Here is a 24,851-nt window from a genome sequence, read left to right on the forward strand (position 1 = left end):
CCGGCTGGGGGGACCACCTGGCAGACGTTGGAACGTCTAGGGGGTACGGTGACCGGTGTGCATGGTCGGGACTGGCGCCCTCGCTACCTGCAACTCGCCGAAGAGTTGCGGGCGAAGATCGTGAGCGGTGAGCTGGCCCCTGGCACGCTGATGCCGAGTGAGACCGAGTTGGCCGACACCTCGGGGCTGTCCCGCACGAGCGTGCGCAACGCCATCCGCCAGTTGCGGGAATGGGGCCTGGTCCGGGCCGAGCAGGGGCGCGGCACCTACGTGCGGGCACCCCGCCAGCGGGTACGGCGTCGCAACACCGAGCGGTACCAGTGGGAGAAGGATCGGGTTCTGCTCGACGAGGCCGAGCGGTTGAAGACCGGCGCGACCGAGCATGACACCGGCCTGACCGTCGACGACCTGAAGTTCCACGCCGAGTACACCCGCGTTGACGCCGATGCCGACATGGCGGCGGCCCTCCAGGTCGAGGCGGGCACGCCGCTGCTGCGCCGGGTCTACTGGACGTCGTCGCGGCACGAGAACGCGCCGCTGACCGTGTCGTACTCCTATCTGCCGTACGACCTGGTCGCCGCGAGCCCCGACCTGCTCGACGAGAGCAAGGAACCGTGGCCGGGCGGGACGCAACACCAGCTCTACACCCTCGGCATCGAGCTGGACCGCATCGACGACGAGATCCGCGCCCGGCCGCCGTCGCCGGACGAGGCAGAGTTGCTGGACATCGACCCGGGCGTCTCCGTGCTCACCGTGCGCAAGACCTCCGTCGACACCACCGGCCGCGTCGTCGAGGTGGCCGACGTGGTGATGCCGGGCGACCGGACTGAGCTTGTCTACTCCCACAAACTCCAGCGGTGGAAAACGTGACGCAGCTCGTCTCGGTCATCACCCCGGTCCACGCGCCCAGCATCGAGTACCTGCCGGGTGCGTACGAGTCGCTGGCCAAGCAGGACATGCCCCCGGGGTGGGACTGGCAATGGCTCATCCAGGAAGACGGGCAGACCGGTGCCCTCGCCGACGCGCTGCCCGATGACCCCCGGATCAGCCTTGGAACCGGCCGTCCCGGTGGGCCTGGCGTCGCTCGTACCCTCGCGCTTTCCCGCGTTTCCGGGCAGCTCATCAAAGTGTTGGACGCCGACGACCAGTTGACCCCCGGGGCGCTGGCCCGGGACATCGCCGCGTTCGACGCGCACCCGCAGATCGGCTGGACCACCTCGCGGGTACTCGACCTGCTCCCCGACGGGTCAACCGCCGGATGGGACAAGGACCCGGCCGGCGGCGTCATCGACCGCGGTGCGGTCCTGGCGTTCTGGCAGGCCAACGACTACCGGGCATCGGTGCATCCGGCGACGCTGTGCCTACGCCGGGATCTCGTCTTCGCCCTCGGCGGCTGGATGGCCCTGCCCGCCTCCGAGGACACCGGCCTTCTCCTGGCCGCCAACGCGGTCAGCGAAGGCTACTTCACCCGGGAGTACGGCCTGCTCTACCGCAAGTGGCCCGGCCAGGTCACCAGCCAGGCCGCACACCGGGAACCCGCCGAGTATCAGGCACGCATGAGGATCATCGAGGCCAGAGCCCACGCCCTGGCCTCGATGGCCCCGAACGGCTTCGACCTCGGCGGCGGCGCTACGGCGTAGCCTCGTGCCCCGGCATCCCGGGAGTACGCCGCCGCTCCTTCATCTCCGCCTCGTAGATGTGCCGCCGACCACCGGCCAACTTCTCCCGCGCGTCCCTCTCGATCTCCTGGAACGCCGCGTAGTAGCCGTCATCGAACTCCTCCACGATCTGGAACGTCCACCGGCCAGGCAACACGTTGCGACCCAACAGTTCGCGCTCAACCCGGTCGGCCACCTCGTCATGCCCGGCCTCGCGAAGCAACTTCACCACCCGGTCAAGGGTAAGATCCGCACCGCCCACGAGCTGATGCGCCGAGTACAGATGACCGCGCACGCGGTGGACCGTCTCCAGCGCCTTGCTGAGTTCACCTAAAGCCTCGACCGTCGCGTCGTCTAGGTCCCTCGGGCGAGCGTGATGCTCATCGGCTGCTAGGGCCCGCTTTTCCTTTGCCATGGGCTCAGCATTACCCCGAACGGGCCCTAGCTACCGTCAACCTCACTAGCTCGGGCACCAGCCGTCACACGTCTCTAATGCCGTCGAGGTCTCCGTTGGATGCATGAACCCTCGCCAGAATGAGAAGGAGTAGCCCAGAGCCACCCCAGCCCCGATCGGTGCTTCGGTCGGGAATGGGCGAAGCTAACCGCACCATGATTATTATGAGTAATATAAGGGTGATCTCTGGTGGGCATTTCCAGTCTATGCAGCTTGCTAAAATCTCTACCATTCAACTTCCTTTCACTGCCCATACTTTGAGGGCCCTGATTCGCCCTTGCTGGCATCGTCAACGATAGCAAATCGTTGCGACCTGTCAAGGTCTCGTGGGTGCAGTTTTAATGGTTTGAATAAGCTGTCGAGTTTCGAGTTATCGATTACTAGAAAGTACTTTCAGTAACTGATAACTCGAAACTCTGATCCGCTGATCGTTGAACTAAAAAAAGGATAATAAGCGGGCAAATCTACCGAAGGTGTCTTTGCCGGCCCTGAACTGGCTGTTGACTTGTCTGCCAAGTGCCGTCTACCTTGGAGTCTCCACTTGGCAGACATGCCAACAACTTGGAGGTCGAGCGATGGCTCTGCGTGGCGGTGCGAGGTTCGCCGTGCGTTGTGAGGACGTGTTCCCGGCGGGGTGCGCCCTGGTCCCCGAGTCTCTGGGTGAGGTCGAGGACTACGACGAGAAGACGGGTCGGCGTAGTCCGGCGAAGGACAAGCTGACCGGTCAGCGGGTGTGGCAGGTGCGCGTGATGGACCTGGACCCGGAGCTTGGCAAGCGCTCGCGGGAGACGACGGTCAAGATCTCGGCGGATCACCAGCCGGTGCCGCCGACGGGTGCGCCGTTCGAGGCGGTGGAGTTCGAGGGCATGACGGTGACGCCGTACGTGTCGAACACCGGTCGGATGGCGTACTCGCTGCGGGCGACCGGGATGCGCGCCCCGGCGGGTGTGGCCGGCAAGCAGAAGGCGGCGGCGTAGCCGCATCGGGTGGGGGCGGGGCTGTCAGGTCTTGGCGGACGGCAGCCCCGCCCCCTGTGTCTCTTTCCCCTGCTCTGTCGAGAGAGGTAGTGACGTGTCCAAGCGTAGGCGTTCGGCTGCCCCCGTTCAGGCGCGGTGTGGCGTGTGTCAGTCCCGGTTCGACCCGGCCACGGGTGCCGACGGTCGGTGTGCCGGTTGCGTCGGGCAGCTCGTTCTTCCGTTCCCTCCGGTCCGGGATGCGTCGGGCCGGTTCGTGTCCCTGCGGGGTGCGCGGTGATGCGCCGGCCGCGCGGTGAGGTGATCCTGACGTCGGCCGGGGATCTGCTGGTGATCCGGCCGAAGCGGTTCGTCCTGCCGATGTGGTTGGTCGTGCTTGGCGTGGTGCTGCGCTGGCTGGCCCGGTTCTGCTGGTGGTGCCTGCGTCATCCGGTCGCCGTGGGCCTGGCCGTGGCCGCCGTCGTCCTCTACGCCGAACACGGCTTGCCGGGCGTGGTCGTGCCGCTGGTGCTGTCCTCGGCGGCGTCGGCGCTGTGGCGGTGGCGCGATGAGGCGTCCTGGTGGCGATGGTGCGCCGGCCCGCTGCTCGGCCGATTCCGGCACGTCTTCGTGTACCGGCGGGCGTGGCACGAGGCCATGACCCTGTGCGGCCTCGCCGAAACCTACGACCACCGGCCGGTCCTGCCCAAGCTGCTGCGGGTGCGCTCAGATCAGGCGCTCGACGTGCTGACCGTCCGCATGGTCCGGGGGCAGACCCCGGCCGACTTCCAGAAGGCGACGGCGAACCTCGCGTACGCCTTCGGCCGGCGGCACGCCCGGGTCTACTCCGAGCGGCCCGACGCCCCGCCGACCCGTACCGGCTACTGGGCGTTGCTGCTGGGCTGGGTGGACCGGGTGCGGTTCCGGGACCGCCCGAGCGTGGTCTACCTGGTGCTCGTCCGCACCGACGCGCTGCGGCCGGTCGTACCGCCGTTCGACGCCCCGCCCGTCCCCGACTTTACCGCGTTGCCGCTGGCTCGGCGGGAGGACCTGGGCACCTGGTCGCTGCGCCTGCTCGCCACACACGTGCTCATCGGCGGGGCCACCCGTTCCGGTAAGGGTTCGGTGTTGTGGTCGCTGGTGCGGGCGCTGTCCGGCGGCATCGCCTCGGGCCTGGCCCGGCTGTGGGTGATCGATCCCAAGGGCGGGATGGAGTTCGCCATGGGCCGGCCCCTGTTCGCCCGGTTCGCCGGCACCTCGTTCGAGGCCATGGCTGACCTCCTTGACGAGGCCGTGGCGGTGATGCGGGAGCGTCAGACCCGGCTCGCCGGAACCGTCCGGGTCCACACCCCGACCGAAGCCGACCCCCTGGTCGTGGTCGTCATCGACGAAATGGCCGCCCTCACCGCGTACCTGCAAGACGTCGACCTGCGTAGGCGGATCGCGTCGTCGCTGGGGCTGCTGCTGTCACAGGGGGCCGGCGTCGGCGTCCTCGTCGTGGCCGCGTTGCAGGACCCGCGCAAAGAGGTGCTGCCGTTCCGGGACCTGTTCCCCACCCGCATCGCGCTCGGCCTCACCGAAGCGGCACAGGTAGACATGATCCTCGGCGACGGTGCCCGCAACCGGGGCGCCCTGGCCGATCAGATGCCGCGATGGGCCAAGGGCGTCGGGTACGTGATCCTCGACGGCACCCCCGAACCCCTGCGCGTCCGCTTCTCCTACGTCAGCGACGACGACATCCGCGACCTAGCCCGCCGGTATCCGGCCCCGGCCGATGCGGCGGACATCCTCGCCCAGGTCGGCCGCGAGTCGACCCCGGAACCGGTGCGCCCGCCGCTGCCCCGCAAGCCGTCCGGGCCGCTGCTGCCCGACGCCCTGCGCAACCTCCTCGACCCCGACGGCGGGAGTGAACCGCGGTGACCGCCACGCCGAACGGACGCCGGTTCTACCGGCTGCGCACCCCCGACCCGACTACCGCCGTGTCCGTCCGCGTCGACCCCGAACGGCCCGACCCGTACCCGGTCCACCTGGCCGTCGGCGCGGGCCGGCGACGGATGTCCCTGACCCCGGACGAGGCGTGGGCGCTGTGGCGCTGCCTGTCCGAAGCCGTCGCCACCCTCGGCACCCCACCCGACTACATCCGCACCGACATCCGACCGGCCCGGAGGTAACCGCCATGACCACCCTCGCCCGCATCGTCAACCGGCTCCGGCGTCCGCTGCGCATCCGCCTCGTCGGCCCCGCCGACCAGACCGCCGCCGCCCTGCACGGCCTGGCTCACATGGTCAGCCGCCGCCCCGACATGGCCGACCGGCGCATCCGCATCGACCTCACCATCCGCGAAAAGCCCTTGCAGGAGTGGCGATGACCGAGCGCACCGAAACCGCCGTACGCCTGGTCATCCTGCTCGCCATCGGCACCATGGCCGGCGCAGCCGCCTTCACCCACGTCCACGACCTGTCCGTCACCCACGGCCAACCCGACTGGATCGGCTGGGCCAACGCCGTAGCCGTCGAACTCATGGCCATCTACCTCGGCCTCGAACTCCGCGCCCGCCGCCGCGCACGCCGCCCGGTCGGCCTGGTCGCCTCACTGCTCGTCGCGTTCGCGCTGCTGTCCCTCGCCGCCCAGGTCGCCGAAGCCGAACCCTCCGTGTGGGGCTGGACCGTCGCCGCCGTGCCATCCCTGGCGTTCCTCGCCCTGGTCAAGGTCGTCCTGTCCAACACCCCCGCCCTGCCGCCAGTCCCGGAACCGGACCAACCCCCGATCGACTGGGACGAGGCACCCGAGCAGACCACCACCGACCCCGAACCGGAGCGTCCAGCCGACCCCGTGCCGCCGACTGTCCCGGCCCCGGCCGCCGTCTCTGCCCCGGCGGTGATCCTGCCCCCGCGCGGCGTCGTCCAGTCGAACCGACCGCACGTCGTCGGGATCATCCGATGACCGCCGCCCCCGACGCCGAGCGGCTAACGGAACTCGTGCACGACCTCGATCAGCCCGACGATGTGCGCGTTGAACTCCTCCAGCTCCTCGGCCGGCACCCACAGCTCCAGGATGGTCTTGCCGCCGGCCTGACGGACCGGGTAGCGGCTCAGAAACTCCGACTCCACGCGGAAACGGGTGACGTAGCCGACGCCGGACGCGGGCACGTTCCAGTCCCGGGCGATCATGACCGCGTAGTCCTCGTTCAGGACCGGGTAAAAGATCGGCTGATCCGGAAGGCGCGGCGGCCACTTGCGCCACCCCGACTCGCGGACGAGATCCAGCTCTTGCGGCCCGGTCGGTCGCCACAGCACCGTCGTTCCGTCATCGCTGTTCATGTCGACCTCGCCGCTCGGGTTCCTGGTGAGCCCGGACAGTACCGACCGACCCGCGACCGACACCACCGCATTCGCCCCACGCTGGGGGCGGGCCAATGACCGCTCCGACCCTGCCCGGCCTCGAACCCGCCCCGACCCCGGCTGCTGCTCCCCGGCCGGGGTCGCGGGCGGCCCGCATGGCGCTGCCCCGCTCCGTCGACGTGCTCAAGCAGATCGCCATCGAGTACGGCGTCTGCGTCCGTCCCCTCGCCATGCGCCGCACCGACCTCGACACCGGCCTGACCGAAGTCATCGACTTACCCTGCGGCGCGACCCGCGAAGACAAGTGCCCGCCCTGCGCGAAGAAGAACCGCCGGCTGCGACAGGCCCAGATCCGCGAGGGCTGGCATCGCGACGACGAACCCCTACCCGGCCCGCAACCCGCCACCGAAGCGCAGAAGTCCCTGATCCTGTTCCGCGCACACCTGGAGTTCTCCCGCGACGAGGCATCCCGCGCCTGCCAGTGGGACCAGGTCACCGACCTCGACGAGGCCATCCGCGAGGTAGAGGAAGCCATCGCCGCAGAGGGCTTGCGCGGACGCGTCGGCCCACCCCACACCAGCACCGACGACGACCAGGGCGACGACGACACCGGCCGCCGCCGCAAGCGCTCCACCAAGCGGCGGCAAGACGCACCCGACCTGCCCCGGCGCAAGGTCGAAGCCCGCACCGTCGGCCGCACCTACACCGCCCCCGACGGCTCCACCTACCGGCCGTCGATGTGGCTCACCCTCACCCTCGACTCCTACGGGCCGGTCCGCCCCGACGGCACCCCCGTCAACCCCGACCGCTACGACTACCGCCGCGCCGCCTGGGACGCCGTCCACTTCCCCCGCCTGCTCGACCGGTTCTGGCAGAACCTACGCCGCTGCGAGGGCTGGAACGTCCAGTACGCCGGCTGCGTCGAACCCCAACGCCGACTCGCCCCACACGCACACTTCGCCATCCGCGGCACCATCGCCCGCGACACCCTGCGCACCGTCGCCGCCGCCACCTACCACCAAGTCTGGTGGCCATCCGTTGACGTCCAGCGGTACACCGCCGACCGACCCCCGGTCTGGGACGAACAAGCGGCGGCGTGGGTCGACCCGGACACCCACCACCCGCTGACCACCTGGACCGACGCCCTCGACGCCATCGACGACACCCCCGACGCCGAACCCGTGCACGTCGTCCGCTTCGGCACCCAGGTCGACGCCCGCGGCGTCATGCCCGGCACCGAAGACGCCGAACGAACCATCCGGTACGTCACGAAGTACATCACCAAGCACACCGGCGACTGCCACAAAGCAACCACCGACCGGCAACGCGCCCACCTCGACCGACTCTGGCGCGCACTGCGCGTCACCCCCTGCACCGACCGGTGCGCCAACTGGCTGCTCTACGGCGTCCAACCCCGCAAGGCCAACGCCAAGCTCAAGCCGGGCCGCTGCAAAGGCAAGGTCCACCAACGCGACACCCTCGGCATCGGCGGCCGACGCATCCTCATCTCCCGCGACTGGTCCGGCAAGACCCTCGCCGACCACAAACACGACGTACGCGCCTGGGTGCGCGCCCTGCTCGGCGTCACCACCGACAGCGCCACCGCCAACGGCACCACCGAAAGCAGCACGGCCGGCAGCCCCGGGCAGCTCGTCGACGACCAGGGCGCCACCGCCGAACGGGCCCGGCACGCCTGGGAACTCGCCCGACCCGACGACGCCGACGTCGGCCCACTGTCCTTCCGACTCATGCGCTCGATCAGCGAACGCGCCCGCTGGCGCACCGAACTACTCGCCGCGAAGGACCGGGCGGCACAGCGACCGGAGGACGGATCGACGAACGGGCAAGACAGCACGACGGGGGAGGGGCTTTGATGGCCAGCGAAGGGCTCTGGACGGTCCAGGACGTGTCGGTGTACCTCCGGGTCCCACCGGAAACGCTGTACCGCTGGCGCAAGGTCAAGTACGGTCCGCCGGCAGCCCGGGTCGGCCGGCACCTGCGGTACGAGCCGGAAGCGGTCCGGGCGTGGGTACGTGAGCAGGCGGCAGCCTGATGGGACACGTCGAAGATCGCTGGTACAAGGTGATCCGTCACCCCGGCGGCCGGAAGGAACGGGTCAAGTCGGCCCTGTTCGGCAAGGGGATGCGCTACCGGGTGCGGTACATCGGCCCCGACGGCCGGGAACGTAGCCAGTCCTTCCCGGACCGGGCCAAGCGCGAAGCTGACGCCTTCCTCGTCTCCACCGAGACGGACAAGCTCCGGGGCTCCTACGTCGACCCGTCCGCCGGTCGGATCACCTTCGCTGAGTACGCCGAGAACTGGTTGCGAACCCGTGCCTTCGACGAGTCGACCCGGGAGAGCACGGAGTTCCGGGTACGGAAGCACCTGGTGCCCTTCTTCGGTGCTCGGCAACTGGCCTCGATCAAGCCGGGGCACATCCGGGAGTGGGATGCCGGGATGGTCGGCAAGCTGGCGGCGTCGACCCGGGCCGTCGTCTTCGCCCACCTGCGGACCATCCTCGGCGCGGCTGTCGACGACGAACGGATCGCCAAGAACCCCTGTTCGACAGCCTCGGTCAAGCCACCTCGGCCGGTGCAACGTCGGGTCGTTCCCTGGCGGGCCGACGAGGTTTCGGCAATCCGCGGTGGTCTCGCTGAGCGGTACCGCCCGATGGTCGACCTGGGGGCCGGCTGCGGGATGCGGCAGGGCGAGATCTTCGGCCTGGGCGTCGACGACCTCGACCTCGCCTCGGGCTGGGTGCACATCGTCCGGCAGGTCAAGGTGGTCCGCTCCCGGCTGGTCTTCGGCCTACCCAAGAACGACCGTGACCGCCGCGTACCGCTGCCCGACTCGGTGGCTCAGTCGCTCAAGGACCACGCCAAACAGTACGACCCGCTCTCGATCACCCTGCCGTGGGAGGACCCGTTTGGCGACGAGCGGGTGACGGTGCCGCTGATCTTCACCACCACCCGACGGGGTGCGATCAAGCGGGCGACCTTCGACGGCAAGAGCTGGCGTCCAGCGGTCGAGGCGGCCGGCATCGTCCCGACCCGGGCGACCGGGATGCACGCGCTTCGCCACTTCTACGCCTCAGCGCTGCTCGACGCGGGGGAGAGCATCAAGGCCCTCGCCTTGTACCTCGGACACTCCGACCCCGGCTTCACGCTCCGGGTATACACCCACCTGATGCCGGCCAGCGAGGAACGTACCCGCCGCGCGATCGACGACCTGTTGGGCAATGGTGGGCCGCAGCGATAGGGTTCCTCTATGTCACTTGAGGTCGAGCTCAAGAAATACCGTCGACAAATCGCGACGGATGCCTATCCGATGTCAATTGGGGAACTGGCAAACCTTTATCGTGACGGGGAGATGGACATCCACCCCGAGTTTCAACGCATCTTCCGTTGGACGCCGGGACAGAAGACTCGGCTGATAGAGAGCATTCTGCTCGGCATCCCTCTCCCTAGCCTCTTCGTAGCGTCCAACGAAGAAGGTGTTTGGGATGTTGTTGATGGGGTTCAGCGGTTGTCTACGATCTTCCAGTTCATGGGGATTCTCCGCGACGAGGACGGTGAACTGCTCAGTCCATTTGTTTGTGAAGAAGCTCCATTTTTGAAGTCTCTTGAAGGTATTTCCTATGAGGGTGCAATTGGTGAGCCTGGGTCGCTCAGCTCGACCCAGCGTCTAGACTTCAAAAGGGCGCGCATTGATGTAAAGATCATTAAGCGTCAGAGTGATAACCGCGCCAAGTACGACCTGTTTCAACGGTTGAATTCTTATGGCAGCGTGGCGACGGATCAGGAGTTGCGGAATTGCTTGCTCGTTAGCTTGAGCAAGACTCATTACGAATGGCTTGTTTCGATCTCTAGGGATGAGAACTTCCTTGCCGTCCTTGAAATGCAGGACAGGTTGATCAATGAGCGTTATCATATGGAGATGGCCCTGCGCTTTATCACTTTCAGGCGAATTGAAGAGCCGCGCCTCTCAAAGATTGGCAATATTGGTGAGTTTCTCACCGAAGAAATTGTATCCCTTGTAGAGAAGAGTCCAGGGCAGCTTGGTGAAGAGGAAGATGTCTTCCGTAGAACCTTCCAGATTCTGAGGGCTGCTGGGGGGTCGGAAGTGCTCCGCAAGTGGAATCCTGCTAGCGGGCGAACTGAGGGGCCGTTCTCTCTGTCTGCTTTCGAGGCAATTGCATTGGGGATAGGCTTTCATAATGCCGACCCGTCGATAACCTCGGAGATTGCGGCGGCGAAGCGTATCGAGTTCTGGTCAATGCCGCAGTTTGCCCCGGGGTTTTCTACGGGAAAGCGGGCTGATGAGCGTATGCGCAGGACGATCCCCGCAGGCCGTGAGCTGTTCGCTTAAGCGGGCGAGATGGAGATCGAAGGCTTCGTCAACAAGATAGATAAAGATCTAGCGCATCGGAAGCTCGAACTTTCTCGGCTCAAGATGGATGTGATTCAAGGGGGGCCGGATTCCGACTCGGACCGTGCATCATGGATGAGGCGATCTGCTGCAGTCATTGCGTACGCCCACTGGGAGGGCTTCGTGAAGCAGGCCAGCATTCAATATGTCCGGTACTTGAATTCAAAAAATCTGCCCGTCTCGTCGCTGAAGCGCGAGTTGCAGGCGGCATGTCTTATTTCTCACTTCAGAAGGGCGCGAGAGAGCCTTAAGGTTCGTTTTCTCGGCACGGTTCTGCAGGATATTGACGAGGCGCGCAAAGGCGTCTTTCTGGTTTCTCCTGCAAAAATCGTTATTACCGAAAGTAACTTGACCTCTTCTGTCTTTGGTGATCTGGTTGAAGGAATGGGCCTCGATTATCTGGATGAATACAAAACGCGAGGCCCATTCATTGATACCAAGCTGGTACACGGGAGGAACCAGGTTGCGCACGGTGAGCTTGCGGTATTCGACACTGCCGAGGTGGTTGAGCGGATAGAAGCTGTCGTAAAGTTGCTAGATCGATATTCGCAGCAACTATTCGAGGCGGTGAGGGACAGTCATTTCCTCGCCGCTGATCGTAGCCAGGATAATGGTGACCACGAGCCGGATGTCGTAGCCGTAGTGGTCCCAACTCAACGTGCCGTTAGTTCCGAGATGGGGGTCGAATAGGGGCAGATGGGCCCTGCGGGATGGGTGACGGCCTGGCGACGGCCTGCAGCGGCCTTCGCTAGGCTCCGCCCCTGGTCAGCGGGTCTGCGATGATCTTAATCCGGCGTACAGGTCGACTCGTCCGTCGCCCACGGGGCTGGAGCCGTCGCGGCGTCAGTGGGTGGCTCGGGTGGTCCAAGAGTCTCCGGGCGCCGCAGCCGGCGATTTGCGTTTTTGGCGTTTGCGGCGCATGCTGACGAGTGTGGCGACCGTGAGTGGGGGATTCCTGACCACTGGCCAGGCTGCCAAGCTGCTGGGCTCTTCACGTCAGCAGGTGGTCAACCTGTGCGAGCGTGGGGACCTGCCGTTCGTGCGGGTGGGTGCGCACCGCAAGGTGAGGCGGGAGCACGTCGAGGCGTTGTTGCGACCCGAGCAGGCGTTGACCCGTGACCAGCTCAAGTCGCTGTGGCTGCACCAAGCCGTGGCGGGCGGTCTGGTCGTTGATCCGGATGGGGTGCTGGGAAAGGCTAGGGAGAATCTTGATCGGCTGCTCCGGCAGCATCAAGGGACCATGGCCGAGGTCTGGCTGAGGCGCTGGCAAGAGAAGATCGACGAAGGGATTGGGGCCGTCCTGCGGACGTTGACCTCGGAAGATCCGGAGGCGGTCGAGTTGCGGCAGAACTCGCCCTTCGCTGGCGTGCTTTCGCAGCCGCAGCGCCTCAAGGTGCTTGAGGCGTTCAAGCGCCGCGGGTGGGACCGGGCGGCGTGAAGCGCGAAGAGCTGGAGCATGTGCTGAGGTCGACGGGCCGGATTGTCGAAGACCGGAACGTTCTGATCATCGGCAGCCAGTCGGTGCTGGCAACGATCCCGGAAGGTGATCTGCCGTTGGAAGCCACTGCCTCGATGGAGGTGGATGTGGCCTTCTTCGATGATCCGGGCGATCGGAAGGCCGACCAGGTCGACGCGTTCATTGGCGAGTTCTCGCCGTTCCACGAGACGTACGGCTACTACGCGCAGGGCGTGAGTGTGTCGACTGCGGTATTGCCCGACGGGTGGCGCGATCGGTTGGTGCTGGTGGAGTCCGAGAACACCCGGCCGGGACGCGGCTATGCGCTCGATCCGCACGACTGCGTGGTGTCCAAGCTGGTAGCGGGCAGGGAGAAGGACGCCAGGTTCGCGGCCGCGCTGCTCCGAGCGGGCCTGGTAAGACCGGAAGTGCTCGCCGAGCGGATTGAACTCCTGGTCGATGTGCATCCCTTGGTGATGAAACGACTGAGGGACTGGATCGCCGCGCGTCTAGACGAGTAGTTCCGAAGCCGGGGGCCGTTGTTCGGGCGTGAAGGGTGGGCGTCCAAGATCATGTTGTGGCGCAATGGCGGCGACTCCTGCCCACCGTCCTCGACCTGGCCGTCGACGGGATCTTCGGCGACGTGCCGATCCCCGGTGTGACCGACGACTGGCGGGAGGGCGTCCGCGTCCTCGTCTGCGCCTGGCGCGCCGCCATGCTGCGCCATCCCTGGGCGCCGAGGCTGATCGGGCGTCCGATGCTCGGGCCCAACGTCCTGGCCCGCACCGAGTTCCTCCAGACGGCGCTGGTGCGCACGCGGCTGCGGTGAGCTTGGGACGACGACCTGCTGTTCGAGGAGGGCCTCGACAGCATCCTCCGGGCGGCGGCACGGGCGGGTACGCCGGGCTGATCGGCAGGGCGGCGGCACGGGCGGGAGCGCCCGACTGACTCGGCATCGCGGCCGTCAGCCCTCGCCGAAGGCGGCCACCAGTTCGGCCATGCTGTCGATGACGGCGTCCGCTGCGGCGAGCCGTGCGCGCTTGCCGGGCTTGTTGGCGTACCCGATGGCGGCGACCCCGGCCGCGTGGGCGGCCTCGATGTCGGTGGCCGAGTCGCCGACGAGGACGCAGTCCGTCGGCTCGGCGCCCAGCTCCCGCAGGGCGACCAGCACCGGGTACGGGTCCGGCTTCATCCGCCCGGGGTCGGCCTCGGGCCGGCCGACGACCGGGTGCACGTAGCCGGTGAGCCGACGGGCGCTCAGGTAGGCGTGGACGCACTCGGCGGAGTTGTTCGACACCACGGCGACCCGGCGGCCGGTGCGGTGGGCGGCGACGATGACCTCCCGGCCGTACGGCGTCGGCTCGGCGGTGGTTGCTGCGGTGACCTCCGCGCGGGTCAGCGCCTCGTCGACCAGCCGGACGACGGCGGGGCGGCCGAGCGTGGCGACGAAGCGCAGCACGGCGAGCGGGTCGGGCTCGTGCCGGATCCCGGCCGGCAGGGGCACGGCCCGGTCGGCGAGCAGCCGGCGCAGCTCGTGGGCGACGGCCGAGGCCGGGTGCCGGGCGAAGACGCCGCACACGGGCCCGTCGAAGTCGAGCAGGAGCACGCGGGCGCGGTCCACGAGGGGAGCGAGGGCTGCGGTCACGATCCGGCGGGCCTGTCGGGCTGCGCCGGGCCGCTCCTTGCCGCTCCGGGGCCGCTCGATCCTGGCCCGCAGGTTGTAGGGCGACGACCGCCGCCAGGATCAGCGCGCCGCCGAGCAGCGCCGGCGCGGTGAGTCGTTCGCCCAGGAGCAGGGCCGCGAGGAGGACGGCGGACAGCGGCTCGACGAGGGTCGCCACCGTGGCAGCCGATCCGGACGTCGTCCGCAGCCCGGCGTAGAGCAGGCCGTACGCCAGTGCCATCGTCGCGACCCCGAGGTATCCCAGCAGGGCGAGCGAGGCGGGGTCGGTCGGTAGCACCGGCTCTCCCGTCGCAGCGGCGAGTCCCAGGAAGGGGAGCAGTGCCAGCGCCCCGGCGGCCGTGGCGCACGTGGTCAGGGCCACGGAGTCGACCCGCTGGGCCAGGGTGTGTCCCAGCACCGTCGTCGCCGCGTACGTGGCCCCGGACGCGACGGCGAGGACGATCCCGAGGCCCGGCCGGTCGCCGGCTGCCGGCGAGCCGTGTCCGGCGGCCGTGCTGATCAACACCAGTCCGGCGAGCGCGGCCAGCAGCACGCCCACCTCGCGCAGCGACGGCCGCGACCGGGCGGCGGCGTGCTCCCAGGCGGCGGCCAGGATCGGGGCCAGCCCGAGCGCGACGACGGTCGCGACGCTCACGCCGACCAGCAGGACGGAGACGAAGTACAGCCCCTGGTACAGGGCGGTGCCGCAACCGACCAGGACGGCCAGCACCGGGTGGGTGCGCATCGTCGCGCGCACGACGCCGGACCGGCGGGTGACCACGGCGAAGCCGACCAGGGCGACGGCGGCCAGCGCCATCCGCCATGCGCTGACCGTCATCGCGCCGAGGCCGTCGCGGCTGTGCAGCACGGTGACCACCAGCCCGCCGGTGCCCCACAGGACGCCGGCCGCGCAGACCTGGAGCAGCCCGATGCGCGCACTCCGGTGCACGGACCCCGTCCTCGTCGCCACCGACCCAACCTATTCGTCCCGGCAAGATCGTTCGATCGGTTTACGCCAGCATGACGCCAGATGTGGCGTCCTGCTGAGCCAATATGGCTTGCGCGTGTGCCACTCGTGTGCCATATTGGCACCATGGAACTGACCTCCCACGTGAGCAACCTCGGGCGCGAGTTCGCCACCCTCGCCGAAGCCGGCGGCGAGGAGGCGCGGGTGCTGGTCGAGCGCCTGACCGGTTCGCTCGAATCGGCGATCCGGATGACGTTGCTGGAAACGCTGTCGGCCGCCGCCGATGAGATCACCCGGGACCTGGCTCCGGGCTCGGTGGAGTTGCGCCTGCGCGGGCGCGACCCGCACTTCGTCGTGACCCCGCCGCCCGCCGAGCCGCTCCACACCGCGGCGGAAGGCGCTGCGGCGACGGGAAGCGGCGCACCGGGACCCGATCCGCTGATCGCCGAGGACGGCCCCGCCGCGCGGATCAACGTACGCCTGCCCGAGCAGCTCAAGGCCGCGGTCGAGGAGGCGGCGGCGAGGGAGGGCCGCTCGGTCAACGCCTGGCTGGTCCGCGCCGCCGCCGCCGCCGCCCTGCAACGGCCCGAGCGCGATCAGCGCCCCGAGCCCCGCGACAGCGGGAAACGCGCCCGGCAGAGCTTCACCGGCTGGGTGCGCTGACGGCACGGCACCGAAGCGGACCGCGCCGCGCCGCCGCTCACCCCGCCTCCCCGACCTGCGGGGACGACCCACCAACCCATGATGCGGAGACAACCATGCCTACTTTCGACACGCCCGAACCGATCGCCGTCACGCTGGAACTCGGCGTCGCCAACGTGCGGATCGCCGCGAGCGACCGGGCCGACACCGTCGTCGAGGTCCGGCCCAGCGACGAGTCCGACGAGTCCGACGTGCAGGCCGCCGCGCAGGTCCGTGTCGAGCGCACCGGCGGCGCGCTCCAGGTCACCGGCCCGAAGCGTACGTTCGACTTCTCCAAGAAGAGCAGGTCGGTGCAGGTCTCCATCGAACTGCCCAGCGGCTCCCCGCTCTCCGCCCACCTGGTGATGGGCGACATCCGCTGCACCGGCCGGCTCGGTGAGTGCCGGCTCAAGACCACCGGCGACGTCCGGGTCGAACGGACCGGCCCGCTGCGGCTGCACACGGGGATCGGCCACGTCACCGTCGACGCCGTCGCGGGCGATGCCGACATCTCCACCGGCTCCGGCAAGGTCCAGCTCGGCGAGATCCAGGGCGCCGCAGTGGTCAAGAACTCCAACGGCGACACCACGATCGACGCGGCCACCGGCGACGCGCGGGTGCGCGCGGCCAACGGCGACATCCACATCGAGCGGGCCGGTGCGGGTGTCGACGCGAAGACCTCCAACGGCGGCATCCGCCTCGGCGAGGTGGCCCGCGGCGCGGTTGTGCTCGGCACCGCCGCCGGCAACCTGGACGTCGGCATCGCCGAGGGCACCGCCGCCTGGTTGGAGGTCAACACCGGGTACGGGCACGTACGCAACCTGCTGGAGAACACCGGCCGGCCCGGGGAGACCGAGGAGACCGTCGAGGTGCGCGCCGCCACCTCCTACGGCGACATCACCATCCACCGCTCCTGACCCGTATCCGTCCCGAGGAGAGAACACCCATGATCGGTACGCAATCCCGGCCGGCGATCGCCGTGACCGGACTACGGAGATCGTTCGGCGACCAGGTCGTACTCGATGGTGTCGATCTGTTCGTGCCACAGGGCACGGTCTTCGCGCTGCTCGGCGCGAACGGCGCCGGGAAGACCACCACGGTCAGGATCCTGTCCACCCTGCTCCGGGCAGATGCCGGTGACGTCCGGGTCGCCGGGCACGACCTGGGCCGCGAACCGGACGCGGTGCGCGCGGCGATCGGGGTCACCGGCCAGTTCTCCGCGGTGGACAACCTGCTCACCGGCGAGGAGAACCTGCTGCTGATGGCGGACCTGCGCCACCTCGCCCGCAGCGCCGGCCGGCGGCGGGCCGCCCAGCTGCTCGAACAGTTCGACCTGACCGAGGCGGCCCGGAAGCCGGCGTCGACCTACTCCGGGGGCATGCGGCGGCGGCTCGACCTGGCGATGACCCTGGTCGGCAGCCCGCAAGTGATCTTCCTCGACGAGCCGACCACCGGGCTTGACCCGCGCAGCCGCCGGAACATGTGGCAGATCGTCCGGGACCTGGTGGCCGGCGGTGTCACCATCTTCCTGACCACGCAGTACCTGGAGGAAGCCGACGAGCTGGCCGACCGGATCGCGGTCCTCGACCGCGGCCGGGTGGTCGCCGAGGGTACCGCGGAGGAACTCAAGCGCCGTATCCCCGGCGGACACGTCCGCCTGCGGTTCGCCGACCCGCAGGGCCTCGACGCGGCCCGGCGCGTGCTGGGCCGGGCCTCGCGCGACGGCGACGCCCTCGCCCTGCGGGTGCCCAGCGACGGCAGCCTGCGCTCGCTCAAGACCCTGATCGGCCGGCTCGACGACCAGGCCATCCAGGTCGACGAGTTGTCCGTGCACACCCCCGACCTCGACGACGTCTTCCTCGCCCTGACCGGCGACCCCACCGACGAGAAGGTGACCACCCGATGAGCACCCCCGCCCTCACCGGCCCGGCTCCGGCGGCACTGCGCTTCCATCCACTGCGCGACTCGGCGACGATGCTGCGCCGCAACCTCCGACGCATGCTGCGGTACCCGTCGATGACGGTGACGCTCGTGGCGATGCCCGTCGTCTTCCTGCTGCTGTTCGTCTACGTGTTCGGCGGCACGTTGGGCGCCGGGCTGGGCGGGGCGGTGCCCGGCGGCGCGGCCGGCGGGCGTGCCGCGTACGCCAACTACGTGGCGCCCGCGATCATCCTGATGACCGTGACGGCCGCGGTCCAGGGGACGGCGATCTCCATCGCCATGGACATGACCGAGGGGATCATCGCCCGGTTCCGTACGATGCACATCGCCCGTGTCTCGGTGCTGACCGGACACGTCCTGGGCAGCATGATCCAGGCGATGTTCAGCGTGGCGGTCGTGACGGGCGTTGCCCTGCTGGTCGGCTTCCGGCCCACCGCCGGGCCGGGCGGGTGGCTGGCCGCGGCCGGCTTCCTGGTGGCCGTGACCTTCGCGCTCGTCTGGTTGGCCGTCGCGCTCGGCCAGGTCAGCGGGAGCGTCGAGACCGCCAGCAACCTGCCCATGCCGCTCGTCCTGCTGCCCTTCCTCGGCAGCGGGTTCGTCCCCACCGACTCCATGCCGGCCGGTCTGCGCTGGTTCGCCGAGTACCAGCCGTTCACGCCGATCATCGAGACCCTGCGCGGCCTGCTGATGGACGAGCCGATCGGGAACGACGCGTGGATCGCGCTCGCCTGGTGCGCGGCCGTCGCGCTGGGCGGCCACCTCTGGTCGAGGCGACTGTTCAACCGGGAGTCCTCGCGCTGACGGTGGGCCGGCGTTGGCGGGGCCGTACTTCGGCTGCGGCCCGCTTCCCGAGAGGATCACCGATGCGCAAGACCCTGCTGCCGCCGGTCGAGGCGAAGGCGCTGACCTGCAAGCAGCTGGAGACCGCCTCGCTGGGCAGCGCGGAGCAGCCGTACAACGGTTGTCGCGACCCGATCCCGCTGGCCGGCGGGCTCCTCTCCGGCGAGGACGGGGTAATGGTCACGTTGCAGTGGCCGTGCGCCATCGGCGAGCCGACCGGCGACGCCGCCGCCGACGCGGTGGTGCCGGTGCCGATGGACGGCGGCGACACGGGCAAGTTCTGGCAGCTCGCCGTCTTCCGCAACGTCGACGCCGAGCCCGCGTACGTGACGATGACCGAGATCGGCGACCGGACGCCGGTCGAGCGGGTCGCCATCGCCGGACGGCAGGTGACTGTGCAGTTCACGATGCGCCCGCCCGAACGAGCCCGAGGAAAGGTCTCGGCTCATCGGCTCGGCGCGATCGCTAGCGCGGCAGGGCGTCGTCGACCCCTGCCGCGCCGATCGACGCCCGATCCGTACCCGAGTCAACCAGACCCCACCGACGACCCGCCGTCCACCGCCGCTTCGCCGCCACCATGTCGGCGACATGGTGGCATCCCGACGGCGCGATACCGCCATGTCGCCGACATGACGAACCCGAACCCGTCCCGCCCCGAGGCCCGGGCCGGGACGCGTCAGTCCGTCGCGTCGACCGTGCGGGGACGGTCGTCCTCCGCCAGGCGTGGGGCCACGACGTGTACCGACACGCCGGCGTTGCCGTTGTGCGTCTCGATCCAGGCGTCCAGCGCCGTCCGGCAGGCGTGGTCGACGTGCCGCAGGCCGCCCAGGTCCAGCCGGACGGTCCGGTCGGCCGGCAGGTCGTTCAGCGTGGTGAGGATGGTGGGCAGCCGCAGGAAGGTGGCGTTGCCGGTGATCGCGACCTCGACCGGACCAGGGCCGGCGTCGCGCACGGCGGTGTCCCGCACGCCAGCGTCGCGCACGGCGGTGTCCCGCACGCCAGCGTCGCGCACGGCGGTGTCCCGCACGCCAGCGTCGCGCACGGCGGCGTCCCGCACGGTGACCCGGACGTGCGACGTCTCCCACGCGGTCTTCACCACGGCCAGGCCGAGGCCGACGAGCACGCCGGTGAACATGTCGGTGGTGAGGATGGCCAGGGCGGTCGCCGCCAGCACCACCGCCTCGCCCCGGTGCTCCCGCCACAGCTGCGGCATCGCCCGCACCGGCAGCAGCTTCGTCCCGGCGTGGACGAGCACGGCGGCGAGCGCGGGCAGCGGGATGAGTTCGATCAGGCCGGGCGCGGCGGCGGCGAACAGCAGCAGCCACAGCCCGTGCAGCACCCGGGACACCTTGGTCCGCGCCCCGGCCCGCACGTTGGCGGAGCTGCGGACGATGACGGCGGTCATCGGCAGGGCGCCGAGCAGGCCGCAGATCGCGTTCCCGGTGCCCTGCGCCACGAGTTCCTTGTCGAAGTCGGTGCGCGGGCCCTGGTGCAGCCGGTCCACCGCCGCCGCGCTGAACAGGCTCTCCGCCGAGGCGATCAGGGTGAACGTGGCGATGGTGGCGAGCACGCCGAGGTCCGCGAGGGTGCCCCAGTGCCCGAGCGACGGCTGCATCGCCGCGAGCAGCCCCTCGACCTCGATGGTGTCGACGGGCAGCCGGAGGGCGGCGGTCACCCCGGCCGCCGCCACGACGGCGACGAGCGCGCCGGGGACCGTCCGCAGCCGGCCGGGCAGGCTGTCCCAGAGCACCATCACGGCGATGGTCGCCCCGCCCACGGCGAGCGAGACCCGCGCCGGCGTGGACGTGGCGACCTCGCCCACCAGCCCCGGCAGGCCGGTGAACTTGCCCGGCCCGGTGTGCGGCGCGGCGACGCCGGCCAGGACGTAGAGCTGCCCGGCGATGAGCAGCAGGCCGATGCCGGCGAGCATGCCCTGCACCACCGACACGGTGATGGCGCGGAACCAGCGGCCGAGCCGCAGCAGCCCCAGGCCGACCTGGAGCAACCCGGCGACCAGGACGATCGTGCCGAGGCCGGCGAGGCCGTAGCGGTCCACGGCCTCGGCGACCAGCACGGTCAGGCCGGCGGCGGGGCCGCTGACCTGAATGCTGCTGCCGGGCATGAACCCCACGACGAGGCCACCCACGATGCCGGTGACCAGGCCCAGTTCGGCCGGCACGCCGGAGGCGACGGCGATGCCCACGCAGAGCGGAAGGGCGACGAGGAAGACGACGACGGAAGCGGACAGGTCGGCGCGCAGCGTGCGCCAGGGCAGGGCGGGAGGCGACATCGTTCACATCCGGGGAAAAGGCGGGGGAACGGGCAACGGGTCGGCCACCGACGCCGGCCGCCGGCTGGTCGCGCCGCCGGCCGAGCCGGGGGTACGGGGTGTCGGCGGCGCGGTGGCCGGCGGGTGACCGCGTGGTGGTCAGGTGTACGGGGAGGTGCCCGACCGGCCGGGGGACGTCCTCGCCGCCCGCCGGCCGTACGCCGCCCGCGACGGCGGGCGGGCCGGGTTCCGGCTGGCGCCGCTCAGCAGCGCAGCACGCTCAGCCGGACCGGATCGGGTCCGGCGTCTGCGTCGGCGGGGCGCCCGTCGGCGGTGTTGTCCCGGCGGACGGTGGCGTCGGGCAGGGCCGACACGGCCTGCGGCCCGGGGTCGCGACGGTCGGTGCTCTGGTTGCCTCGGCCGGAGCGGCTGACCGAACCGCACGCCTTTCCGTCGAAGCGGGGCACGACGGTGGGGACGGGCGACTGCCCGGTGCGCGCGGCGAGCGTGGTCACCACGCGGTACGCCTCAAGGGTCACCGGCCCGGTCCGTCCGGTACGCGGCGGCACGGCGGCCCGGGCCGCCTCGGGGCGGGCATCCCCGCCGGCCCGGGGTGCCGCGTCGGCGGGCGTCGCGGCGGTGGCCGGAGTGCTGGCGTCGAGCGCCGTGCCGGTGGGCAGCGGGACGGCTGCGTCGAGCGGGGCGCGGCAGGCGACGCCGATGTGCAGCAGGAGCGCGCAGGCGAGCAGCGGGGCGAGGAGAACGGTGACGAGTCTGCGCTGCACCGCTCACCCCCAGGCCGGTACGCGTGCACGCGCACCGCGTGCCACCACACCGTAGAACTCCCGACCTGCGGTGCCGGTTACGCCCGTTTTAACGGATTAATGCGCGCTATGGACGGCCTGTCGTGACCCGACCCTGGACGCGGTGCGGCCCCGGAGCGATCGGACGCTCCGGGGCCGTACCAGGGGTGGGGAATCAGCTGGTGGGGGAGACGTACAGCAGGCGGTTCGGGGAACCGGTGCCGGGGCTGGTGACCACGCCGGCGGTGGCCGTGCTGGTCAGGTGCGCGGCGACCTGGGCCGGGGTCCAGGTCGGGTTGTTGGACAGGACGCGGGCGGCGGCGCCGGCCACGTGCGGCGAGGCCATCGAGGTGCCGCTGATGGTGTTGGTCGCCGTGTTGCTGCTGTACCAGGCCGACAGCACGTCCACGCCCGGGGCGAAGATGTCCAGGCAGGTGCCGTAGTTGGAGAAGCTGGCCCGCGCGTCGTTGCTCTGCGTCGCCCCGACGGTGATCGCCGTGGGCACGGCGGCCGGCGAGGAGGAGCAGGCGTTGGCGTTGGAGTTGCCGGCGGCCACCGCGTAGGTGACCCCGTCGGCGATGGAGTTCGCCACGGCGGTGTCCAGCGACGAGTTCGCCCCGCCGCCGAGGCTCATGTTCGCCACCGCCGGCTGGCCGGCCTGGTGGTCGGAGGTCACCCAGTTGACGCCGCCGATGACGCCGGCGTTGGTGCCCCGGCCCCGGCAGTTGAGCACCCGCACGGCGACGAGCTTGACGTCCTTGGCCACGCCGTACGAGGTGCCGCCGACGGTGCCGGCGACGTGGGTGCCGTGGCCGTTGCAGTCGGCGGCCGGCAGGGCGTTGTCGACCGCGTCGTACCCGTCGACGGCCTGGCCGCCGAAGTCGTTGTGGGTGGTCTTGATGCCCGTGTCGATGACGTAGGCAGTCACGCCGGTGCCGGCGCTGGTGTAGTTGTACGAGCTGCTCAGCGGCAGAGCGGCCTGGTCGGTGCGGTCCAGCCCCCACGGCGGGTTCGCCTGCGTGGTCTGGATGCTGACCTCGTGGTTCTGCTCGACCCAGGCGACGGACGGGTGCGCCGCGAGGCGCTTCGCGGCGGCCTCGGACAGCCGTACCTCGAAGCCGTTGAGCGCCGCGCCGTACACCTGGGCGACGCTGCCGCCGAACCGCTCGGCCAGGCTGCTGGCGGAGCTGGCGACGGCGGTGGCCCGGGTGCCGGCCTTCCCGCCGACGGCGCTGTCCTTCAGGACGACGATGTAGCTGGAAGGGACGGCGGTGGCGCCGCCGGCGTGGCGGATCTCGCCGGTCGCCGGCGCTGCGGACACCGGGCCGCCGATCATGGTGGCGGCCAGCGCCGATGCGGTCAGCACGCCGAGGGTGGCGGCCTTGCGGGGAAGCGTCATCTATCGGTCTCCTCTGTCGTCGACCGCGCGGGAGCTGCTGGTACGCGGTCTGAGATCGTGATGACAGGCTATCGATAGATCCACAGGGAGCTATATATCGAATGGGTCATAGCATCGCGCGTATCTCGTCGCGTACGCCCCGCTGGAACGCGCGGGCCGGCGGGCCCCGGTGACGGACGGTATGTTCTCGCCCAGGCTGACATGAAGCGTCCCAGGGCGGGCGGTGGGGGACGGGAGCGCCGTTAGCGGCCGTCGCCGCCCTCCGCCCACACCGTCCCGGCCGGGAGATACCAGGCCGTGCTCTCTCCGCCCAGCGCGTGCGCGACGACGACCCGGGCGTGGGTGTCCAGCGGCGGCAGTCGGTCCATCGGGAACCACTCGACCGCCTCCGACTCGTCGTCGTTGACCCGGGCGGTGCCGCCGAGCAGCCGGCAGTGGAAGCCGAGGTTCAGGTACTCACAGCGGTCGCCGTTGGGATAGGTGTGCGGGCGCGACAGCACGCTGCTCAGCCGCTGCGGGGCCACCCGCAGGCCGGTCTCCTCCTCGACCTCGCGCACCACTGCGGTCGCCGGCTGCTCACCGGGCTCGACGAATCCGCTGACCACCGACCAGCGCCCGTCGTCGGACCGCTTGCCCAACAGCAGCTCGCCCGCGTCGTTGCGGACCACCGCGCTGACGCTCGGCAGCCAGAGCAGGTCGTGACCGACGTGCTCGCGCATCCGTACGACGTAGTCAGGAACACCCATCCGGCGACCCTAGCCGTCCCCGATCGGGGAGCGCGGAGGCAGACGGCGTGGGTTCCCGCTGCCGGCGCGGACGCCCGGTGAGCGGGTTCCGCCGTTTCGGCCCGGCGGCCGAAGAGCGCGTCTACTGTGGAAGGCGTCGGCGGCTATTTACCCGAACCGGTGGCGGCCGGGCGGTACGCGGTGCACAGTGATCCCATGAGCGACAGCGGAAGTGGTGGGCACTGTTACTGGTGCACGCGACACCACCGGGTCGAGACCGAGGCCGACGTCTGCGCGGCGCGGCACGTGCTCGGGCCGTACGCCTCGGCAGCTGACGCGGAGAACGCCCTGCAACAGGTGCGGGAGCGCAACGACGCGTGGGACGCCGAGGACGCCCGTTGGGCCGGGGAGGACAGATAGACGGCGCGGGACGGCCCGCGTCGAGGAACTCCGTGCCCCGAGAGGAGGCACGCGAGCGCATGTCCCCAAGGAGGGAACCGAGATGGCCGAAGCACAAAAGGCCACCACCCGCCCGGCCGCCCAACGTACGACCGCGAAGAAGACCGCCGCGGCCGGACGGTCCACGGGCACGACCCGGGCCGCCACCGCGGGCCGCGCCGGCACCGCCACCACGGCGACCCGGCGGTCGACCGTGACCAAGGCATCCCCGAACGCCTCCGGCGCCGGGGCTGGCCGGGTGCCGGCGAAGAAGGCGGTCGCGAAGAAGACCGCCGCGACGAAGGTGGCGACCAGGAAAGCCCCGGTCAGCAGCAGGGCCGCGGCGAAGAAGGCGCCCGCCACGAGGGCTGCGGCGAAGAAGGCGCCCGCCACGAGGGCTGCGGCGAAGAAGGCGCCCGCCACGAGGGCTGCGGCGAAGAAGGCGCCCGCGAAGAAGGCCCCGGCCGCCAAGACCACGACCGCCAGGAAGACCACGAGGAGCGCTACCGGTATGGCGGCGACCAAGCGGACGACCACGGCGGCGAAGAAGGTGTCTCCGGCGGCGAAGCGCACGACCACGGCGAAGCGGACCGGCGCGGTGGCGAAGAAGGCTCCGGCGGCGAAGCGGACGACCGCGGCGAAGCGGACGACCGCGGCGGCGAAGAAGACCACGGCCCGGAAGACCGCCTCGCCCCGGGCCGCCGGCACCCCTCGCACGGCCACCGCCAAGAAGGCCCCGGCGAAGAAGTCGGCACCCCCCCGCACCCGCTAACCCCACCCCCACCCGACCCCGGCTCGGGGTGGGGTGGGGGTGGGTGATGCCTCCGGCCAGGAG

Annotated in this window: 29 protein-coding genes and 1 pseudogene; 21 read left to right on the top strand and 9 right to left on the bottom strand. The window is 70.1% G+C overall.

What is annotated here, in order from left to right; genetic code table 11:
• Positions 1-48 precede the first annotated feature (48 nt).
• Complete coding sequence (locus ACFT41_RS15320; protein ID WP_377613866.1) at positions 49-870, top strand: GntR family transcriptional regulator; 822 nt, start codon at positions 49-51, stop codon at positions 868-870.
• On the top strand, positions 858-1,640 hold the full coding sequence (locus tag ACFT41_RS15325) for a glycosyltransferase family 2 protein (protein ID WP_377613867.1): 783 nt from the start codon (positions 858-860) through the stop codon (positions 1,638-1,640). The genes ACFT41_RS15320 and ACFT41_RS15325 overlap by 13 nt, the downstream gene beginning before the upstream one ends.
• Here the strand turns inward: ACFT41_RS15325 and ACFT41_RS15330 are convergent.
• Positions 1,630-2,073 carry a hypothetical protein gene (locus tag ACFT41_RS15330; RefSeq protein ID WP_377613868.1) on the bottom strand — a complete coding sequence of 148 codons (444 nt, stop codon included), beginning with the start codon at positions 2,071-2,073 and terminating at the stop codon, positions 1,630-1,632. The genes ACFT41_RS15325 and ACFT41_RS15330 overlap by 11 nt on opposite strands.
• 614 nt (positions 2,074-2,687) lie before the next feature.
• Between ACFT41_RS15330 and ACFT41_RS15335 the strand changes: the two genes are divergently transcribed.
• The 5 genes from ACFT41_RS15335 to ACFT41_RS15355 all read left to right on the top strand — a co-directional run bounded on the left by ACFT41_RS15335 (position 2,688) and on the right by ACFT41_RS15355 (position 6,008).
• Complete coding sequence (locus ACFT41_RS15335; protein ID WP_043961098.1) at positions 2,688-3,089, top strand: hypothetical protein; 402 nt, start codon at positions 2,688-2,690, stop codon at positions 3,087-3,089.
• Positions 3,090-3,365: 276 nt separating this feature from the next.
• Positions 3,366-4,985, top strand: coding sequence for an FtsK/SpoIIIE domain-containing protein (locus ACFT41_RS15340; RefSeq protein WP_377613869.1), 1,620 nt, complete (start codon positions 3,366-3,368; stop codon positions 4,983-4,985).
• A complete protein-coding gene (locus ACFT41_RS15345) occupies positions 4,982-5,236 on the top strand; it encodes a hypothetical protein (protein ID WP_278128425.1) in 255 nt (84 codons plus the stop codon). Before ACFT41_RS15340 ends, ACFT41_RS15345 begins: the two co-directional genes overlap by 4 nt.
• A gap of 5 nt (positions 5,237-5,241) precedes the next feature.
• Complete coding sequence (locus tag ACFT41_RS15350) at positions 5,242-5,433, top strand: hypothetical protein (RefSeq protein WP_074474741.1); 192 nt, start codon at positions 5,242-5,244, stop codon at positions 5,431-5,433.
• Positions 5,430-6,008 (top strand): DUF2637 domain-containing protein, encoded by a 579-nt coding sequence (locus ACFT41_RS15355; protein WP_377613870.1) that lies wholly within the window; start codon positions 5,430-5,432, stop codon positions 6,006-6,008. The genes ACFT41_RS15350 and ACFT41_RS15355 overlap by 4 nt, the downstream gene beginning before the upstream one ends.
• 23 nt (positions 6,009-6,031) lie before the next feature.
• Here ACFT41_RS15355 and ACFT41_RS15360 read toward each other — a convergent pair whose 3' ends face one another.
• Positions 6,032-6,385 (bottom strand): hypothetical protein, encoded by a 354-nt coding sequence (locus ACFT41_RS15360; protein ID WP_377613871.1) that lies wholly within the window; start codon positions 6,383-6,385, stop codon positions 6,032-6,034.
• A 95-nt stretch (positions 6,386-6,480) separates the two neighbouring features.
• On the opposite strand from ACFT41_RS15360, the gene ACFT41_RS15365 reads away from it, so the two are divergent.
• From ACFT41_RS15365 to ACFT41_RS15400, 8 genes are all read left to right on the top strand, one after another.
• On the top strand, positions 6,481-8,280 hold the full coding sequence (locus ACFT41_RS15365; RefSeq protein WP_377613872.1) for a replication initiator: 1,800 nt from the start codon (positions 6,481-6,483) through the stop codon (positions 8,278-8,280).
• On the top strand, positions 8,280-8,459 hold the full coding sequence (locus ACFT41_RS15370; protein ID WP_074474743.1) for a helix-turn-helix domain-containing protein: 180 nt from the start codon (positions 8,280-8,282) through the stop codon (positions 8,457-8,459). Before ACFT41_RS15365 ends, ACFT41_RS15370 begins: the two co-directional genes overlap by 1 nt.
• On the top strand, positions 8,459-9,664 hold the full coding sequence (locus ACFT41_RS15375) for a tyrosine-type recombinase/integrase (RefSeq protein WP_377613873.1): 1,206 nt from the start codon (positions 8,459-8,461) through the stop codon (positions 9,662-9,664). The genes ACFT41_RS15370 and ACFT41_RS15375 overlap by 1 nt, the downstream gene beginning before the upstream one ends.
• A 9-nt stretch (positions 9,665-9,673) precedes the next feature.
• Positions 9,674-10,774, top strand: coding sequence for a DUF262 domain-containing protein (locus ACFT41_RS15380; RefSeq protein ID WP_377613874.1), 1,101 nt, complete (start codon positions 9,674-9,676; stop codon positions 10,772-10,774).
• Between the two features lie 9 nt (positions 10,775-10,783).
• Positions 10,784-11,524, top strand: a complete 741-nt coding sequence (locus ACFT41_RS15385) for an MAE_28990/MAE_18760 family HEPN-like nuclease (protein WP_377613875.1) — start codon at positions 10,784-10,786, stop codon at positions 11,522-11,524.
• A gap of 241 nt (positions 11,525-11,765) precedes the next feature.
• On the top strand, positions 11,766-12,272 hold the full coding sequence (locus tag ACFT41_RS15390; RefSeq protein ID WP_377613876.1) for a helix-turn-helix domain-containing protein: 507 nt from the start codon (positions 11,766-11,768) through the stop codon (positions 12,270-12,272).
• On the top strand, positions 12,269-12,811 hold the full coding sequence (locus ACFT41_RS15395; RefSeq protein WP_377613877.1) for a DUF6036 family nucleotidyltransferase: 543 nt from the start codon (positions 12,269-12,271) through the stop codon (positions 12,809-12,811). Before ACFT41_RS15390 ends, ACFT41_RS15395 begins: the two co-directional genes overlap by 4 nt.
• A 56-nt stretch (positions 12,812-12,867) precedes the next feature.
• A complete protein-coding gene (locus tag ACFT41_RS15400; protein ID WP_377613878.1) occupies positions 12,868-13,119 on the top strand; it encodes a hypothetical protein in 252 nt (83 codons plus the stop codon).
• 135 nt (positions 13,120-13,254) lie between these two features.
• Here ACFT41_RS15400 and ACFT41_RS15405 read toward each other — a convergent pair whose 3' ends face one another.
• Both ACFT41_RS15405 and ACFT41_RS15410 read right to left on the bottom strand, forming a co-directional pair.
• On the bottom strand, positions 13,255-13,935 hold the full coding sequence (locus ACFT41_RS15405; protein ID WP_377613879.1) for an HAD family hydrolase: 681 nt from the start codon (positions 13,933-13,935) through the stop codon (positions 13,255-13,257).
• Between the two features lie 94 nt (positions 13,936-14,029).
• Positions 14,030-14,923, bottom strand: a pseudogene (locus ACFT41_RS15410) (DMT family transporter); the annotation flags it as partial.
• A 123-nt stretch (positions 14,924-15,046) separates the two neighbouring features.
• Here ACFT41_RS15410 and ACFT41_RS15415 point away from each other — a divergent pair.
• The 4 genes from ACFT41_RS15415 (at position 15,047) to ACFT41_RS15430 (ending at position 18,343) form a co-directional block, all read left to right on the top strand.
• Positions 15,047-15,583, top strand: coding sequence for a ribbon-helix-helix protein, CopG family (locus ACFT41_RS15415; protein WP_377613880.1), 537 nt, complete (start codon positions 15,047-15,049; stop codon positions 15,581-15,583).
• Between the two features lie 95 nt (positions 15,584-15,678).
• The gene (locus tag ACFT41_RS15420) at positions 15,679-16,518 is read left to right on the top strand and encodes a DUF4097 domain-containing protein (protein WP_377613881.1); all 840 of its coding nucleotides are present in this window, start codon (positions 15,679-15,681) and stop codon (positions 16,516-16,518) included.
• Positions 16,519-16,547: 29 nt separating this feature from the next.
• Positions 16,548-17,507: an ATP-binding cassette domain-containing protein gene (locus ACFT41_RS15425; RefSeq protein WP_377613882.1), complete on the top strand. Its 960-nt coding sequence runs from the start codon at positions 16,548-16,550 to the stop codon at positions 17,505-17,507.
• A complete protein-coding gene (locus tag ACFT41_RS15430; RefSeq protein ID WP_377613883.1) occupies positions 17,504-18,343 on the top strand; it encodes an ABC transporter permease in 840 nt (279 codons plus the stop codon). The genes ACFT41_RS15425 and ACFT41_RS15430 overlap by 4 nt, the downstream gene beginning before the upstream one ends.
• A gap of 56 nt (positions 18,344-18,399) precedes the next feature.
• Here ACFT41_RS15430 and ACFT41_RS15435 read toward each other — a convergent pair whose 3' ends face one another.
• From ACFT41_RS15435 to ACFT41_RS15455, 5 genes are all read right to left on the bottom strand, one after another.
• The gene (locus ACFT41_RS15435) at positions 18,400-18,831 is read right to left on the bottom strand and encodes a hypothetical protein (RefSeq protein WP_377613884.1); all 432 of its coding nucleotides are present in this window, start codon (positions 18,829-18,831) and stop codon (positions 18,400-18,402) included.
• Positions 18,832-19,058: 227 nt separating this feature from the next.
• A complete protein-coding gene (locus ACFT41_RS15440; protein ID WP_377613885.1) occupies positions 19,059-20,672 on the bottom strand; it encodes a SulP family inorganic anion transporter in 1,614 nt (537 codons plus the stop codon).
• 242 nt (positions 20,673-20,914) lie between these two features.
• A complete protein-coding gene (locus ACFT41_RS15445; protein ID WP_377613886.1) occupies positions 20,915-21,436 on the bottom strand; it encodes a hypothetical protein in 522 nt (173 codons plus the stop codon).
• Between the two features lie 193 nt (positions 21,437-21,629).
• Positions 21,630-22,853 (bottom strand): S8 family peptidase, encoded by a 1,224-nt coding sequence (locus ACFT41_RS15450; protein WP_377613887.1) that lies wholly within the window; start codon positions 22,851-22,853, stop codon positions 21,630-21,632.
• A 242-nt stretch (positions 22,854-23,095) separates the two neighbouring features.
• The gene (locus ACFT41_RS15455; RefSeq protein ID WP_377613888.1) at positions 23,096-23,599 is read right to left on the bottom strand and encodes an NUDIX domain-containing protein; all 504 of its coding nucleotides are present in this window, start codon (positions 23,597-23,599) and stop codon (positions 23,096-23,098) included.
• Between the two features lie 195 nt (positions 23,600-23,794).
• On the opposite strand from ACFT41_RS15455, the gene ACFT41_RS15460 reads away from it, so the two are divergent.
• Both ACFT41_RS15460 and ACFT41_RS15465 read left to right on the top strand, forming a co-directional pair.
• Positions 23,795-23,998 (top strand): hypothetical protein, encoded by a 204-nt coding sequence (locus ACFT41_RS15460; RefSeq protein ID WP_377613889.1) that lies wholly within the window; start codon positions 23,795-23,797, stop codon positions 23,996-23,998.
• A gap of 82 nt (positions 23,999-24,080) precedes the next feature.
• The gene (locus tag ACFT41_RS15465; RefSeq protein ID WP_377613890.1) at positions 24,081-24,788 is read left to right on the top strand and encodes a histone; all 708 of its coding nucleotides are present in this window, start codon (positions 24,081-24,083) and stop codon (positions 24,786-24,788) included.
• Positions 24,789-24,851: the final 63 nt, after the last annotated feature.

Origin of the sequence: Micromonospora sp. NPDC057141 (assembly GCF_042670805.1) — a bacterium.
Lineage (GTDB): Bacteria > Actinomycetota > Actinomycetes > Mycobacteriales > Micromonosporaceae > Micromonospora.